This window comes from Bradyrhizobium sp. 63_E2_N1_3, from assembly GCF_052076005.1.
GTDB lineage: Bacteria > Pseudomonadota > Alphaproteobacteria > Rhizobiales > Xanthobacteraceae > Bradyrhizobium > Bradyrhizobium barranii.
In genome coordinates this window covers 1,962,372-1,977,851 of sequence record NZ_CP197235.1, presented here as the reverse complement: position 1 = coordinate 1,977,851, position 15,480 = coordinate 1,962,372, and the positions used below count along the sequence as shown (strand labels likewise).

Sequence of the window (15,480 nt, the reverse complement as noted above, 5' to 3'; positions counted from 1 at the left end):
GGCTTGCACGGGATGTCCGGCACGGGCCCCACACGCAAGATTTGCCTGCGGTTATGACAAAGTCGCCGGGGCTTGCCAAGCAAGCGGGATGGTATGCCAGCGTTGCAACGTAAAGCGCGATGACATATCGCGCCTTAGGTCTCGTTTGAGCATGATCTCTTCGGAAAACCGCTGCGCACTTTGCGCGAACGCGGCCCTTCGGGTCCGGATCGTGCTTACTCCCGCACTGGTATCCAAATCTCGAAGCCGCCATTGCCGGTCGCGGGATCGAATTTCTCGTCATAGCGCTCGAAGTTCGGCGCATCCGCGGCCTTCAGGCCGGACGCCGGCAGCCACTGATTCCAGATCGTGTTGACGGTGCGGCGGATCGAGGCGACGTGCTCGGTGTGGGTGAACACCGCGTAGCGCTGCTCGGGAATGCGGATGCGACCGAAGCGGCGCGGCAGGTCGGAGAAATCGGCGACCTCGACACCGGCGATGTAGTCGAAATTGCCGGAATCATCGCCGTTGCAGCAGACGCCATAGGCGACTTGAGATTTTCCCTGGCCGACGCGCGCGGGAATGTCGGCGACTTCCTGATGGAAGCGGTGCCACAGTCCCGGAATGGCGGCGCCGTTGTCGCAGGAGATGCGCTCGGCGGGGCCGGCGACGAGGAAGGCCTTCGCGGTTTCGAAACGCGGCGGGACCAGATGATCGAGCATGGTGGAGTCCATGAGGATCGGCTCCTGAAGCTTGAGTTTATCGAGGCACGTTGCCGCCCGCACCGCTTCGGGTGTGGTGCCAAACTGGTCGCGGAACGCGCGGGTGAACGCTTCGTGCGAGCCGTAATCGGCCTCCAGCGCCAGCGACAGGATGTCCGGCGCGCCGTTCGCAAGACTGCGCGCCGCTTCCGTCAACCGCCGCGCGCGCACGTAGCGCATCACCGGAAGCCCGGTGGCTGCGGCAAACGCCCGCACGATGTGGAACCGCGACACGCCAGATATCGCAGCAATCTCGTCGAGCGTCATCGGCTCGGCCAGATGGCTCTCGATATACCAGAGCGCGCGCTGGGCTGGGTTCATGCGTCAAGGGCCCTCGTTCGAAGCCTGGCGATGATGCGCTGACGGCCACCGCCTCGCTTGATCGGCATTGCTGTCCTCGCATGAGAATAGTTCCGGAATAGCCACTGGCAACGCCCCGGCATTCGCAGCTACACTCGTTGCAACCGCTCACCAGAAAGAGGAACCGCGTCATGGAAATCACCGATGTGCGGGCGCACCATATCCGCATCCCCTATGACGCCGGTGTCGCGAGCTTTCGCCAGGGCGCGTCCGCAATCTCCGCGCTCGACATGGTGCTGGTCGAGGTCACGACCGATGCCGGACTGACCGGCTGGGGCGATGCCTTTGCCTATGTCTCCCCGCGCACCACGCGAAGCGCCGTCGAGGAGATGATCGCGCCGCAGGCCCGCGGGCTGAAGGTTCCCGATGCCGCCGGCATTCCGGCGGTGATGGAACAGATCCAGCGCAACCTGCATCTGTTCGGCCGCTACGGCATCACGATGTTCGCGATATCAGGGCTCGACATCGCGCTGTGGGACTTGGCTGCGAAGATCGAGGGCGCGCCGCTGCATCGCCTGCTCGGAGCAAGCAAGCGCTCGAACATCCCCGCCTATGCGAGCCTGTTGCGAATCGGCTCGCCTGAGAACATCACGGGCGAATGCAAGAAGGCGCTCGCGCTCGGCTATGGCGCCATCAAGCTGCACGAGACCACGACGCCGGCGGTGTTTGCCGCGCGCGAGGCCATCGGGCCCGGCATCCCGCTGATGGTCGACATGAACTGCCCGCTCACAGGCGAGCAGGCGATCGCATTCGCGAAGGCGTGCGAGGACGCGCAGCCGATGTTTCTGGAAGAGCCGGTCTGGCCGCCGGAGGATTTTGCCACACTCGCCGAGGTCCGCCGCAAGGGCGGGCTCGGCGTCGCCGCCGGCGAGAACGCCTGCACGGAGTATCAATTCCGCCAGATGATGAATGCAGGCGCGGTGAGCCACGCCCAGCCGTCGGTGACCAAGGTCGGCGGCATCACGGAATTTCTGAAGGTCGCCGCACTCGCCGATCAGCTCGGCGTCAAAATCGTCCCGCACTCCCCGTATTTCGGTCCGGGCCTGCTGGCGACATTGCACCTGCTGGCGACGCGCGACGACGGGTTGGTCGAGATGTTCTATCTGAAACGCGAAGCGTGCCTCTGGGGCGGCCGCGCCGATGTCGATGCCACCGGCCAGGTCGCGGTGCCCTCGGGACCCGGGCTCGGCTATGAGCCCGATCGCGGCGTGATGGAGCGCTACCGCGTGGCGTGACGGCGACGCCTATTTCGCCGCATCCTTCGGTGGCGGCGCGTCCTGCTTCTTCTTCAGATCGTCCGCGATCTTCACCTGTGCAGCCTGGAGATCGGCCAGCGTCTTCTGCAGGCCGGCCACAAGCGTCTTCAGCGCGTCGATCTGGCGGTTGGCGGCATCGTGCTTCTGCTGATGATCGAGCGTCAGCTTGGTGATCGTCTTCTGCAGGAAGTCGACGTTGCTCTGCAGGCAGCTCGTGCGCCGCTCCATGGTCTTCTCGACGGTACAGATCTCGATGCCGGGCACGTCTTGCGCGCGGACCGGCGCAATCGCCAGCGGGGCGAGCAACAACATCGCGAAACAGACGTCGGCGCTTCGAAGCAGCATGCAGGTTCCTCGTCCAAATCAATCACGGCAATGTGCGCTTTTTGCTCGCCGACGCCGGAGGCTACCACACTCGTACCGCATTCTCGCGTTGAGCTTGGCTTGTTCCCTTGGACGGGGATCAGTGAACCGTGCGCGGAAGAAAGTGGGCGCTCTTTCCGCGACTTTGATTAGGGGAGATTTTTGGAATGGCAACGCGCGATAGACGTCTGGCGGAATTCGATGGCGCCGGCGAACCGCCACCTGGCCTGCCGGTGGAGGTGCTGTGCGAGGACCACAGCGGAACGTATCAACTGCCGTTCGCCTGCCGCTATGTCGAGGGCCGCTGGCAGAACGACGCGGCCGGCGTCCCGGTGGAGGCCACTGTCATCGGCTGGCGCGTGCCGCGCGCCAAGCACTCGGGCTTCGCCTGACGAGCGGCGTCTGTCTCAAAATGCAACGGGGCCGCGCTCTGCCTTAACGAACGGAACGCGGCCCGAACGAATCACGTCCGAATCAGCCGAAACGCCGTGTACGCGGCTGTTCACGGCTAGATGTCGCAACAAGCCCGCACGCGTATACAATATCTGCGCAGCATATGGGCCGGCCCGAGCCGGCCACGGGTGCTAAAAGTTAACGGCTTCAAAGACATGGCTGCCGGGTGCGGCAGCCCGGGCCTCGCTCCCAAAACAGGCAGGCGGGCGCCAAGCCTGCCTAATATTCGACCTCGAGCTCCTCGATCTCGGCCGGCTCGTCCTTGGCCGCCGCGATCCATTCCTTCATCTCGGGCATGGCCATGATGGTATCGGCATAGGCCTTCAGCGGCGGCTCGAGGTTGACGTCATAGGTCACGAAGCGCGTCACCACGGGGGCATACATCGCATCCGCCATGGTGCGCCTCGCGCCGAACAGGAAGGGACCGCCTGATTTCTCCAGGCAGTCGCGCCAGATGGACCAGACGCGGTCGATATCAGCCTGCGCGCGCGACCAGATCTTGAAGCCGGGGAAGTGCCCCTTCAGATTGACCGGCAGCGAAGCGCGCAATGTCGTGAAGCCGGAATGGATTTCGCCGCAGATCGAGCGGCAATGCGCCCGCTGGACGCGGTCATCAGGCAACAGACCGGCATCCGGCATCGCCTCGTTGAGATATTCGGCGATCGCCAGCGTATCCCAGACCACGGCGCCGTCGTGGCGCAGGCACGGCACCAGGATCGACGACGACAGCAGCAGGATTTCAGCGCGCGCCGACGCATCGTCCGGCGCGGTGACGATCTCCTCGAAATCGAGCCCGGAAAATTTCGTCAGCAGCCAGCCGCGCAGCGACCAGGACGAATAGTTCTTGCTGCTGATCGTCAGTGTCGCCTTCGCCATATGGCCCATTCCCTACGCCTGTGACTTGCACGCCGCCCGGCCCGCGGGAGTGCTCATGACCTGTGCTTCCCGCAAAAGGAGGAGCAAGCGATGTGCCAGTTTTGAGGGCGGTAGGGCTCCCGTTTGGCTTCGATATTGCATGACAGCACGGGAGGGTGGGCGTTTCAGTATGATGTCGATGTATTATCAGGCCTTTCAGAACCATATGGACCTCACCGCGCCGTGGCGGGCGGGAGCTTCGTCCGCGCTCAGATTCCTCAATCTGGTGCCGCAGGGCCTATCGGACCAGGTCGTCGGCCGGCTCTCCGCCGCGCTGGAGCTGATCTCCCGCTCCACCCTCACCTATCACCGTCCAGCCTACGGCATCGACAGCGTGATGGTGGGCAACCGTGAGGTCGGCGTCACCGAGGAGGTCGCCTACGCGACGCCGTTCGGCTCGCTGCTGCACTTCAGGAAGGACGGCGTGCCGGAGCAGCCGCGCATGCTGCTGGTGGCGCCGATGTCGGGCCATTTCGCCACGCTGCTGCGCGGCACCGTGAAAACGCTGCTGCAGGATCACGACGTCTACATCACCGACTGGCACAATCCGCGCGACATTCCGCGCCGCGAAGGCCGCTTCGGGCTCGACGATTACACCGATCATCTCATCGACTTCCTCGGCCAATTGGGCCCGCGTCCGCACATGGTCGCGATCTGCCAGCCCTCGGTCTCGGCACTGGCGGCCGCCGCGGTCATGTGCGAGGGCAACCACCCCTCGCGGCCTGCGACGCTGACGCTGATGGCAGGCCCGATCGACACGCGCATCCAGCCGACCAGGGTCAACGAGTTCGCCAAGAGCAGGCCGATCGACTGGTTCGAGCAGAACCTGATCAACTACGTGCCGGTGCAATGCCGCGGCGCGCTCCGCAAGGTCTATCCCGGCTTCGTGCAGCTCACGGCGTTCGTCTCGATGAATCTCGAGCGCCACATCAAGCAGCACATGGATCTCGCCAACCATATCGCCAAGGGCGAGAAGGAGAAGGCCGCGAGCATCAAGACCTTCTACGACGAATATTTCGCCGTGATGGACCTGCCGGCCGAGTTCTACATCGAGACCGTGCGTGACGTGTTCCAGGAGCACCTGTTGCCGCAGGGCAAGTTGATGCACCGTGGCCGTCCCGTGAACACCAAGGCCGTCAGCCGCATGGGACTGATGACGGTCGAAGGCGAGAAGGACGACATCTGCTCGATCGGCCAGACGCTCGCCGCGCAAGACCTCTGCACCGGTGTGCGCGCCTATCGCCGCGTCCACCACATGCAGGCCGGCGTCGGCCATTACGGCGTGTTCTCGGGCAAGCGGTGGAATAACGAGATCTATCCGCTGCTGCGGGATTTCGTGCACGTGAATTCCTGACTGTCATTCCCTGTCCCCAGACTGGGGGCAAACGGCACGTGCCTAATGCACTTGCTCGACCAGCTCTTTCGCTTCCACGACTTCAGAAAGATTTCGCTCCGCATCGAATTCGGCCAGCACGGGAGCGAGCATTTCGGATGCCCCGCCTGCTCGGCCATTTCTCTTGTGCAGGCGAGCAAGTCCAAGGGCGCTGCGCAGCTCGAAAGTCTTCGTCTGCTGGTGTCGTGCGATCTCAAGCGCTCGGTTGAGGGAAGCTTCGGCACTGGCTTCGTCCGAAGGATCAAGACGCGACAAAAGCTCGCCGCGGGCGCGATGCAGCTCGGCATCAAGCCAATGCTGGCCGGATTGCCCGGTCCACGCGATCAATTCGCTCAAGATTTCCAGCCCGGTTTCGAGTTGGCCCGACGCTGCGTTCGCCAAGGCGACATGCATCCCCCAAAACGGCTCACAGAGATAGCAGTCATTCTCGTGCAGCAAAGTCCAGCCGCGACGCATTTCCGTCAGTCCGGTCATTTGGTCGCCTGCACGCCACTTGGCGAGGCCATTCAGATAGGTGCCGGCGGCCACATACAACGGCATCGTGTGGTCGCGCGCGAGACCGAGCGCCAGGATCGTCTCCGTTTGCTGCAACATGCCTCCGCATAGTCCGTCGAACACAGCGCGATGAACCAGCGCGTTGGCCTGGGACAGCGCCCGCTTTTCTCCCGAAGCACTCACCGCTTCGGCGGCGAGGCGGCGTGCGCGCGCGATCTTGCCAAGCGGCCAAAGCACCAGGGCAAGAAACCTCATGATCACGAACGGGAGATCCAGTGCCGAAGCCCTGAACGTCGCGGGATCCGGCTCGGCACCATAGATCTCGAGTGCCTGCTCGAGATGCATCCTCGCGTTCAAGTAGTCACCGCCGAACCAGCAGGTGACCCCGCCCGTCCAATGTGCAACGACGGCGGCCACCGGTGAATCCGGTCGTCGGTCGGCGGCGCTCCTGATGGCATCCGCCAGCTCCAGCATCGGAGCGAGTTCGCCGTGTGTCAGGCAAGCATTGAAAAGACCCGAATGGACCGGCGCGAGTTCGACGGGATCATTGATGTCGGCAGCGAACTGTCGGGCACGCGTCCATGCGGCTACCGTTTCGGGAGCGCTATGGCCGAGGCTGCCTCGCAATGCACGGCCATACTCGATTTGAAGATGCAGCCTGCTCATCATCCGGCGGGGATCATCCGGCACCTCATCGGCGGACGCAATCGCCTTGCCGAGATGCGCGATCGCCTCGGAATAGGCCGAGCGCTTCAGCGCTTGCTGGCCCGCCTTGCGCCACCATTCGAGGGCGATCTCGCTCAGCCCCGCCTCGGTGAAGTGGTGTGCCAGAACTTCCGGCTCAGTCTCGGCAACGACGGGAAACTTCTCGCGCAGGACATCGCCGATCCGCTTGTGAAGCACCTGCCGTTTGCTCTTGAGCAGGCCTTCATAGGCCGCTTCCTGAACGAGAGCGTGCCTGAAGCTATAGTTTGCGTCGGGCGGTGTCCCGCGACGCACCAGCAGTTCCGCCTCTTCGAGTTGCCCCAGCGCAGCGCTCAGCGTCAGATCATCGCGTCCTGTCACATATCTTAGCAGCGCGTATGAAAAGTCGCGGCCGATGGCGGCGCCTATCTGCGCTACCTCCTTGACGGGAGCCAGCCGGTCGAGCCGCGCCATCAGCGAATCCTGCAGCGTCGCGGGAATAGCGAGCGGCGGGAGCGGACTATCGAGGCGATAGCGTCCGGAATCCTCGACGAGCAGTCCGGACTCCAGCACCATCTTGGTCAGTTCCTCGACGAATAGCGGGATGCCGTCCGTCTTGTCGATGATCTGCTCCATCATCTCGCGCGGCAGCTGGCGGCCAACGGTCACCTGCTCGACCAGCGCACGCGTGTCCTGCCGGTCGAGCCGGTCGAGCCGCAACAGGCTGACGTTGGCGAGGCCCGACCAGGAGGGCTCGAACTCTGGCCGGGTTGTCATGAGCATGAGTATCGGCAGTCCCCTGATCCGGTCGACCCCGAGATCGAACAGTTCAAGTGTCGTGGCATCGGCCCAATGCATATCCTCGCAGATAACCAGCAGGGGTTGCTCTCGCGCCAACCCCTCGAGCTGATCGAGAAGCGAGGCAAATGTCTGTCGCCGCTGCTGCGCCGGGCTCAAACCAAGCGGCGGATAATGGTCGCCGGTTGGAATCGAAAGGAGAGCCGCAATGAGCGGTGTCGCCCGGGCGACCTGTTGCGTTCCAAGCGCCAGCATTGCCTCAAGCTTGTCGAGCTTTTGCCCCGGCGTGTCGTGCGAGCGGATACCGGCTGCGCGCTCCAGCTGCGCGACAAAGGGATGAAGCGCGCTGTTGGTGTGGTAGGGCGAACACTGATATCGCACCCGGCGGTGCGCCCCCAACGCGGGATTTTCGCACAGCGTTGCGACGATGCGCGACTTGCCGATGCCTGCTTCGCCGGAGATCAACACCATCTGGCCCTGCCCCTGCCATGCCAACCGCTGGCGCGAGAGCGTGAATTCGATCTCCTCCCTGCGACCGACAAAGCCGATCGAACGCGCCGCGCGGACCGCCTCGAAGCGACTTTCCGATGCGGCCGCCCCCTCGACCGCCCAGACCGCGATGGGTTCGGCTATCCCCTTGACCTCGCGACGGCCGAGATTGCGAAAAGTGAAGAGATCGCCAAGCAGCCGCCGCGTCGACGAGGCGACGACGACCACTCCCGGTTCCGCCAGGCTCTGAAGCCTGGCTGCAAGGTTTGGTGTATCGCCGACCGTTGCGTGCTCCTCCGACGCATCGCCGCTGATGAGGTCGCCGACCACCACAAGCCCGGTCGCGATTGCGATCCGCAGTTCAACCCGTTCGGTGGCGCCCGTCCTCAGTCGCCCGACCGCAGCGATGGTGTCGAGGCCCGCTCGCACTGCGCGCTCCGCATCGTCCTCGTGGGCGCGGGGGTAGCCGAAATAGACCAGTATGCCGTCACCGACGAACCTGGCGATCCTGCCGTCATAAGCAGCGATGACGCTCGCGCAGGCGGCGCGGTAGGCCCGGATCACTTCCCACATATCCTCGGGATCGAGACGCGCGGAGAGCGCAGTCGAGCCGACCAGGTCGCAAAACATAACGGTCAGGTGACGCCGCTCGGCGTCGTGAGGAGGAGCCGGCGATGCGATCAACGCGGCTGGATCGAGGTCGGCAATGGCACGCAGCATTTTGCGGCGATGGCCAAGCAGGACTCCGAGCTTATCGAAGTCCTCGGCCATCAGTTCGGGAAGGACGCCCATGTCGATCCCATTTTGGACAAAACGCTCTGCGTATTGTCCAAGCCCCAGCTTCTCGAGCCACTCCGCAATCTGCATTGGCTCCACCGATCGTGCGGTTGGCGGTTAGCAGAATTTTGGACCACGGCGCGGGGACAATATCCCAACGCCACCATGATGGCACGTCTTGTTTGTTGCGCGATAACTTAGGTTGCTCAGTACCGATGCCGCTTCCAAGCAAGGACATTGCTCGATGCAAACGGTCGCGCTACTAAAAATCGTCTGCACGCAGCGTTGAACGACAGAAGTTGCGATGAGCCGTCAACCACTCGCCTTCAGACCTGACGTCAGCACTGGCACTGGTGCCCACATCACGACGCCAAGCAGACGTTTTTCCGTGAGCACAATTGTCTTCATTCTTCATCCTTGGGCACTACGTAGTTGCGCGCCATCGTTCCCGCCGCAACTTGAAGCGAAGACCCAACGACCCAACAGCCGGCGAGAAACGCTATCAGCGCATTGGGTAGGCTTTGATCAAGGACAAGGATGCTGACGGACAGAGTTGCTGCAATCGCCGCGCCGAACGTACCGGCCGCACTCATGATCTCAGCAACCTCAGAGCCGTTGTATTCTTCCGAGGTGCTCGAAATCGACCTCCGAGCGACAGACCGGGACAAATCAATTCCAACATAATAGCTGAGAGCTCCGTAGAGCATTGTTAGCAGCACGATCCAGCCGCTTTCAAAAAGCCCGCCTTTCTGACGCAACAGGGTCGCACCCACATAGAGGCCGCAAGAGGCCCCAACGGCTGCTAGCCCAATTCTTTCGAGGAGATGGGCCGACTTGATAAGACTGGAACGGGCGATCCCAAGATTACCGGCGTACCTCGTTAGGGAAAATGCGCTGAAAACTGCGTTGCCTATCTTCATTGGGGGCTCCTCAATAAGTAGCAGCCTACCGGCCGACCCCGATTAGAAGCTGCGTGGACGCGCTTCGCGATGCCCTTGATTCCAATTTCCAAAAGATGTGGCTGAGTGATGGGGCTGGCTTGCTCGTAACCAAGACGAGAGCCAGTCCAAAGCTGCGAGCTCGCGGCTTCGCAGGCATTGCATCTCACCCGTGTCTGTCAGTCAGCTCTGGGTGCAGCAATTTCTTGGGGGAGAGTTAGCTCGAAAAGAGAGTGATGGACTATGAGACTGTTCACATACTCCTGTTCCCTGTCGCTCCATCCAGTCACGATCTCAGGAGGACTAAGTTTGCATCGTTGCATACGCGGGAGCGCAGAGGCGCGAACTGACAGGCGCCGTGAGTTCGCAAGCTGTCCCGCGTTGCGCCACGTCAGATGGCGATCTCGCTGGCGAAGCGGCACTGATTTGGATTCTGATTTTGACGCGAAAACGCTCTACTCGTCCCGCCCGCCATGGGTTTCGCGGCGCCATGCGCCCGGACTGACGCCGACCATCTGGGTGAACACCCGCGTGAAATGGCTTTGATTGGCAAATCCGGCCGAGATCGCAATCTCGGACAACGGCAGGTTGCGGACGGTCATCAGCTGCGTGGCCGCCTTCACGCGCTGGCGCAGCAGCCATTGATGCGGCGGCAGGCCGGTGGAGATCCGGAATGCACGTGAAAAGTGGCTGACCGAAAGGCCGAGCTCGGTCGCGATCTGCTCCAACGCGACCTTGCCTGAGAGATCGGAGTCGAGCCGGTCGCAGGCGCGCTTCACCTGCCATGGCGCGAGGCCACCACGGTTAGGCTCTGCGACAGGCTTCAGCCCGCCATAGGTCTGGGCGACGTGGGCGGTGAGCGCGAGCATCATGTGATCGACGAAAAGCTGGTTGGTCTCGTCAGGCCGACGCAGTGCTTCCTGCAAGCTGGCGCCGATATGACGGATGACCCCGTCGTCATGGCCCACACCGGGCTCGTAACTGAGCTCGCCAATGCGCGGCGCGCCGGGTTGCCTTGCCATGTCGTGAAGGGCCGAGCGCGGCAGATAGAAGAAGAGCGAGTGAAACGGCTTGTCGATCACATAGCGCGGGTCGCGCTTGAGGTCGTACAGATAGGTCGCGCCCGCACGAATATCCTCCCTGGTGACGTAGCGGCCTTCCTCCCAACATTCGCAAGCGGGATAGTCGCGGAGTTTCAGGCTGACGAGGTAAGCATCTTCAGCCGGCAACGAGCCGGAAAGTTCGGACGTCGGCTTGTCATTGCGGACTTCGGTGACCGCAAGCTCCGCGCTGCGCAGCGAGCGCGTGATCAGAACCGGAGCTTCCTTCACGTGAAGGCCCCGCCCGAGCCTCTGCCCGTAGACGCCTGCTTGTGTCATTATCAATATTCCATCCGTGAAAGGCACGTCTGCGTCGGCCTTTCCGAGTCGATGCATTATCGGAGATCGACGACCGACGGTCCAGCTTCGCCGGATTAGCATATAGATTGTGGCAGCCGGTCGCACTCCGTCGCGACGAGGTGAATTCATTGTGATTTCAGCACGATTTCACAGGCTTGGCATCGCGAAGGACAACACCGTTAACGTGTGCGGCAGATCATGGCACGATTTTATCGTGCGTTCTGGAAAGCATCCGCTGCGCGCCTTTGCGCCGCTAGGCCGACCATTCCTCGCCCCAGACCTGGACGACGTGGCCGGGCGAGACTTCGCGATACTGCCGGACCGGCGGCTGATAATCCGGTGCGCGCACCGGGCTTCTGATCTCGTCGTTCGAGGTCTCGCGCTTCGTGCCGCGGCGCGATGGATCGGGCACGGGCACCGCGGCCATCAGCTTCTTTGTGTAGGGATGCTGCGGATTGCCGAACAAGGCTGCGCGCGGGCCGGTCTCGACGATCTCGCCGAGATACATCACCGCGACGCGATGGCTCATGCGTTCGACCACCGCGATATCGTGGGAAATGAAGAGATAGGCAAGGCCCATGCTGGCCTGGAGGTCGAGCATCAGGTTGACGACCTGCGCCTTGACCGAGACGTCGAGGGCGGAGACCGCTTCGTCCGCAACGATTAGCTTCGGCCCGAGCGCGAGCGCGCGCGCAATGCAGATGCGCTGGCGCTGGCCGCCTGAGAATTCGTGCGGAAAGCGCGCGGCCATATCCGCGGTCAGGCCGACGCGTACGAGCAGATCGGCCACCTTGTCTCGTGCCTGTGAGGCAGTCGCGAGACCGTTGGCGAGCAGCGGCGCTGCGATCGCCGTCCCCACCGACATGCGCGGATTGAGACTCGCGAACGGATCCTGGAATACGATCTGCATCTGCTTGCGGAAGTCGCGCAAGGTCCGGGCGTTCATGGCGAGGACGTCCTGGCCGTCGACCAGGACGGTGCCGCTGTCCGGCTCCGTCAGCTTGAGGATGGAACGGCCTGTCGTCGATTTGCCGCAACCGGATTCGCCAACCAGCGCCAGCGTCTCGCCGGCGCGCAGGGTGAAGGAGATGTTCTCGACCGCGTGGACGCGGCCCGAAACCTTGCCGAACAAGCCGGAGCGGATCGGAAAGCGTGTGGTGAGGTTGGAGACTTCGAGCAGCGGCCGCTCGGCGGTTGAGACCGTTTCAGGTGTCTCCGTCGGCTCGTCCGAGGTGCCCGTCACCTTGTCGACGATCGGAAACCGCATCGGCCGCGTCCGCCCGCCCATCGAGCCGAGGCGCGGTACGGCCGCGAGCAGCGCGCTCGTATAGGGATGCGAGGGCGCAGCAAAGATGCGCGCGGTCGCATCGGTCTCGACCGCCTGCCCGCCATACATCACCACGGTACGGTCCGCGATCTCCGCGACCACGCCCATATCGTGGGTGATGAAGAGGATCGACATCCCCTCCTCCTGCTGGAGCTCCTTCAGAAGCTCCAGGATCTGCGCCTGGATGGTGACGTCGAGTGCCGTGGTCGGCTCGTCGGCGATCAACAGCTTCGGCTTGCAGGCGAGCGCCATCGCGATCATCACGCGCTGGCGCATGCCACCGGAGAAACGATGCGGATGCTCGTGGAAGCGTGATGCCGCCGCGGGAATGCGGACGCGATCGAGCAGACGGATGGTCTCGGCCTCCGCCGCCGCGCGCGACAGGCCGCGATGCTGGATCAGCGCCTCGGCGATCTGGAAGCCGATGGTGAGCACCGGATTGAGGCTCGTCATCGGCTCCTGGAAGATCATGGCGACATCGTTACCACGAACATCCGTCATGCTCGCTTCGGACAGCGTCAGCAGATCGCGGCCCGCGAGCGTGACGCGCCCCTCGACCCGGCCGCTCTCCTTCGGAATGAGCCGCATGATGGAAAGCGCGGTGACGCTCTTGCCCGAACCGGACTCGCCGACGATCGCCACGGTTTCTTTGGCCGCGATATCGAACGACACGTCGCGGACGACGGGAATCCATTGCCGCTCGCGCAGAAAGGACGTGGTCAGGCCCGCGACCGACAACACGGGCGCCTGCGCTTCGGCAACGATCGGATCAGGCCTGCTTGCGCCGGTGCTCATGCGATTGCCCTAATAGCCGCGACTGCGATCGACGCGCCCCGGCAGATCTTCGCCGCGGCGGTGGCGCGCGATGACGTCGAGCACGAAATCGACGGCCGTATCAGGCGTCGTCATGCTGGCATTGTGCGGCGTCAGCAGGATGCGCGGATGGCTCCAGAACGGATGGCCGGCCGGCAGCGGCTCGGGATCGGCAACGTCGAGCACCGCACCGGACAGTGCGCCGCTGTCGAGCGCCGCGAGAAAATCGGATTGGACGAGATGCGGGCCACGCCCGACATTGACGAGCCCTGCTCCGCGCGGCAGGCGCGCGAACAGATCGGCATTGAGGATGCCGCGGGTCTCGTCGGTCAGCGGCAGCAGGCAGACGAGAATGTCGGCCTGCGCGAGAAACTCTGGCAAGGTGTCCGTACCGGCGTAACAGGTGACGGCTTCAATCGCGCGCGGCGAACGATTCCAGCCGAGAAGCGGAAAGTCGAACGCCTTGAGCCGGTCGAGCACGGCCTGGCCGAGCTGGCCGAGCCCCATCACGCCGACACGACGACGTTTGGCCGGCGTGATCCGGATCTCGCGCCAGACCTGCTCCTTCTGTTGGCTGATGAAGTGCAGGAGATTGCGATGCAGGGCGAGCACGGCCATGGTGACGTATTCCACCATGGTCTCGGCGATGCCGGGCTCCAGCATGCGGACGAGCGGTATGTGCGGTGGAAGTTTTGTGGCATCGAACTGATCCACGCCAGCACCGACCGAAAAGACCAGCTCGAGATTGGGAAAGGTCGTCGCGATGTCGTCCGGCGGTACCCACGCCACCAGGTAGCGCACCTCTGCGGGATCGCCGATGTCGGGCCAGAGCCGGAACGACACATCGGGCGCGCGCTCGGCGAAGAAGCGCGCCCATTCGGCGCCGCGAACCATGTTGGCCTTGTAGAGAACCGTCATGCCACCAGCACTCTCAGAACGGGCTGACCGGCGCGAGACGCCGGCCGTCGATCATGCGCTTGTGGCTGTAGGCCGCGGGATCGACCAGCGGCGTCGCGCCGGTCACGATGTCGGCGGCGAGCTTGCCGGCCGCAGGACCGATGCCAAAGCCATGGCCGGAGAAGCCCGTCGCGAGGAAGAAGCCGGGCAAGGCATCGACCGGCGAGATCACAGGAATGGTGTCCGGCGTGCAGTCGATCGTGCCGCCCCAGGCTTCCGCGATCTCGATGTCCTTCAATTCGGGATTCGACTTGATCAGCGAAGCCAGCGCCGCGTTGACCAGCGACATGTCAGGCGCCGGATCGCGCACACGCTCGGTCTCGAACGGCGACGGCTTGTCCAAACTCCAGCTCGTGCCGCGCACGATCTGGTCGAAGAACGACTTGCCGAACGACAGTTTCAGCCCGTTCTTGCGATGCAGGTAGGTCGGCCAGAAGGTGCGCGCGTAGCGGAACAGGTCTGGCGACAGTTCGACCGTGCCGCGGCCGCGCAGCGCCAGTGTAAAGCCGCCGTCGAGGCGGCGACGGATACAGTAGAAGTCGGTGCCGAGCGCGCCGGACGTGATCTCCGGTCCCGGCGTGGTTCGGCATGCGGTGGCGTTGACGAGACCGATCGGCAGCTCGATGCCGTGACGGCGGCAGAACAGCGACGACCACGCGCCGCCCGACAGCAGCACGGACTGGGTGCGAATGGTGCCCTTCTCGGTGACGACGGCGCTGACCCGTCCGCCCTGCGTTTCCAGCCCGCGTGCAGCGCAGCCCTGGTGGATGGTCACGCCGTGCTTGCGTGCAGCGGTGGCGAGCGCGGGCACGGCCATCGACGGCTCGGCGCGCCCGTCGCTCGGCGTGTGCAGACCGCCGACCCATTTCTCGGAATTGCCGGGCAGGCGCTCGGCGACTTCCGCCGGCGTCAGGACGGTCGAGTGGACCTGCATCTCGCGCGCCGTTGCGGCCCATCGCTCCCAACTGGCCAGCTCGTCCTTGCTTTTGGTCAGGAACAGCACGCCGGTGCGGCGGAAGCCGGCATCGACACCGGCGTCGTTCTGCATGTCCTCCCACAGCCGGAGCGCCTCGCGGGCCAGCGGGATCTCCTCACGGGCGCGGCCCTGCTGGCGGCACCAACCCCAATTGCGGCTCGACTGCTCGCCGCCGACATGGCCTTTCTCGACGAGGGCGACGGAGAGACCCTTCTTTGCCAGATGGTAGGCCGCGGACACGCCGATGACGCCGCCGCCGATGACGACGACGTCCACCTGCGCCGGCAGGCGTTCGTCGCTGTTTATACGGGTGAGCGGCGGGGACATGGGACACTCCAGCTATTCA

The 15,480-nt window shown here is 63.8% G+C and carries 12 protein-coding genes; 3 read left to right on the top strand and 9 right to left on the bottom strand.

Annotation, left to right across the window (positions count from 1 at the left end):
* Window positions 1-215: 215 nt before the first annotated feature.
* Entirely contained in the window at window positions 216-1,061 is an 846-nt protein-coding gene (locus AB7531_RS09210; protein ID WP_063981459.1) for an AraC family transcriptional regulator, read from the bottom strand.
* Between the two features lie 170 nt (window positions 1,062-1,231).
* On the opposite strand from AB7531_RS09210, the gene AB7531_RS09205 reads away from it, so the two are divergent.
* Window positions 1,232-2,335, top strand: a complete 1,104-nt coding sequence (locus tag AB7531_RS09205; protein WP_063981458.1) for a mandelate racemase/muconate lactonizing enzyme family protein — start codon at window positions 1,232-1,234, stop codon at window positions 2,333-2,335.
* Between the two features lie 9 nt (window positions 2,336-2,344).
* Here the strand turns inward: AB7531_RS09205 and AB7531_RS09200 are convergent, their stop codons facing one another.
* The gene (locus AB7531_RS09200; RefSeq protein WP_063981457.1) at window positions 2,345-2,701 is read right to left on the bottom strand and encodes a hypothetical protein; all 357 of its coding nucleotides are present in this window, start codon (window positions 2,699-2,701) and stop codon (window positions 2,345-2,347) included.
* Between the two features lie 185 nt (window positions 2,702-2,886).
* Between AB7531_RS09200 and AB7531_RS09195 the strand changes: the two genes are divergently transcribed.
* Window positions 2,887-3,111, top strand: a complete 225-nt coding sequence (locus tag AB7531_RS09195; protein ID WP_041953164.1) for a hypothetical protein — start codon at window positions 2,887-2,889, stop codon at window positions 3,109-3,111.
* A gap of 280 nt (window positions 3,112-3,391) precedes the next feature.
* On the opposite strand, the gene AB7531_RS09190 is transcribed toward AB7531_RS09195, so the two are convergent.
* Window positions 3,392-4,048 (bottom strand): glutathione S-transferase family protein, encoded by a 657-nt coding sequence (locus AB7531_RS09190; protein ID WP_063981456.1) that lies wholly within the window; start codon window positions 4,046-4,048, stop codon window positions 3,392-3,394.
* A gap of 169 nt (window positions 4,049-4,217) precedes the next feature.
* Between AB7531_RS09190 and AB7531_RS09185 the strand changes: the two genes are divergently transcribed.
* Entirely contained in the window at window positions 4,218-5,441 is a 1,224-nt protein-coding gene (locus AB7531_RS09185; RefSeq protein WP_187387949.1) for a polyhydroxyalkanoate depolymerase, read from the top strand.
* A gap of 42 nt (window positions 5,442-5,483) precedes the next feature.
* Here AB7531_RS09185 and AB7531_RS09180 read toward each other — a convergent pair whose 3' ends face one another.
* The 6 genes from AB7531_RS09180 to AB7531_RS09155 all read right to left on the bottom strand — a co-directional run bounded on the left by AB7531_RS09180 (window position 5,484) and on the right by AB7531_RS09155 (window position 15,461).
* Window positions 5,484-8,813 carry an adenylate/guanylate cyclase domain-containing protein gene (locus AB7531_RS09180; protein ID WP_354095466.1) on the bottom strand — a complete coding sequence of 1,110 codons (3,330 nt, stop codon included), beginning with the start codon at window positions 8,811-8,813 and terminating at the stop codon, window positions 5,484-5,486.
* A 314-nt stretch (window positions 8,814-9,127) separates the two neighbouring features.
* Window positions 9,128-9,643: a hypothetical protein gene (locus tag AB7531_RS09175; protein ID WP_063981455.1), complete on the bottom strand. Its 516-nt coding sequence runs from the start codon at window positions 9,641-9,643 to the stop codon at window positions 9,128-9,130.
* A 473-nt stretch (window positions 9,644-10,116) separates the two neighbouring features.
* The gene (locus AB7531_RS09170; protein ID WP_063981454.1) at window positions 10,117-11,040 is read right to left on the bottom strand and encodes a helix-turn-helix domain-containing protein; all 924 of its coding nucleotides are present in this window, start codon (window positions 11,038-11,040) and stop codon (window positions 10,117-10,119) included.
* A 274-nt stretch (window positions 11,041-11,314) separates the two neighbouring features.
* Window positions 11,315-13,183 carry an ABC transporter ATP-binding protein gene (locus AB7531_RS09165; protein WP_094184520.1) on the bottom strand — a complete coding sequence of 623 codons (1,869 nt, stop codon included), beginning with the start codon at window positions 13,181-13,183 and terminating at the stop codon, window positions 11,315-11,317.
* A 9-nt stretch (window positions 13,184-13,192) separates the two neighbouring features.
* Window positions 13,193-14,119 (bottom strand): 2-hydroxyacid dehydrogenase, encoded by a 927-nt coding sequence (locus tag AB7531_RS09160; protein WP_063981453.1) that lies wholly within the window; start codon window positions 14,117-14,119, stop codon window positions 13,193-13,195.
* Between the two features lie 13 nt (window positions 14,120-14,132).
* Window positions 14,133-15,461, bottom strand: a complete 1,329-nt coding sequence (locus AB7531_RS09155; protein ID WP_063981452.1) for an NAD(P)/FAD-dependent oxidoreductase — start codon at window positions 15,459-15,461, stop codon at window positions 14,133-14,135.
* Window positions 15,462-15,480 lie beyond the last annotated feature (19 nt).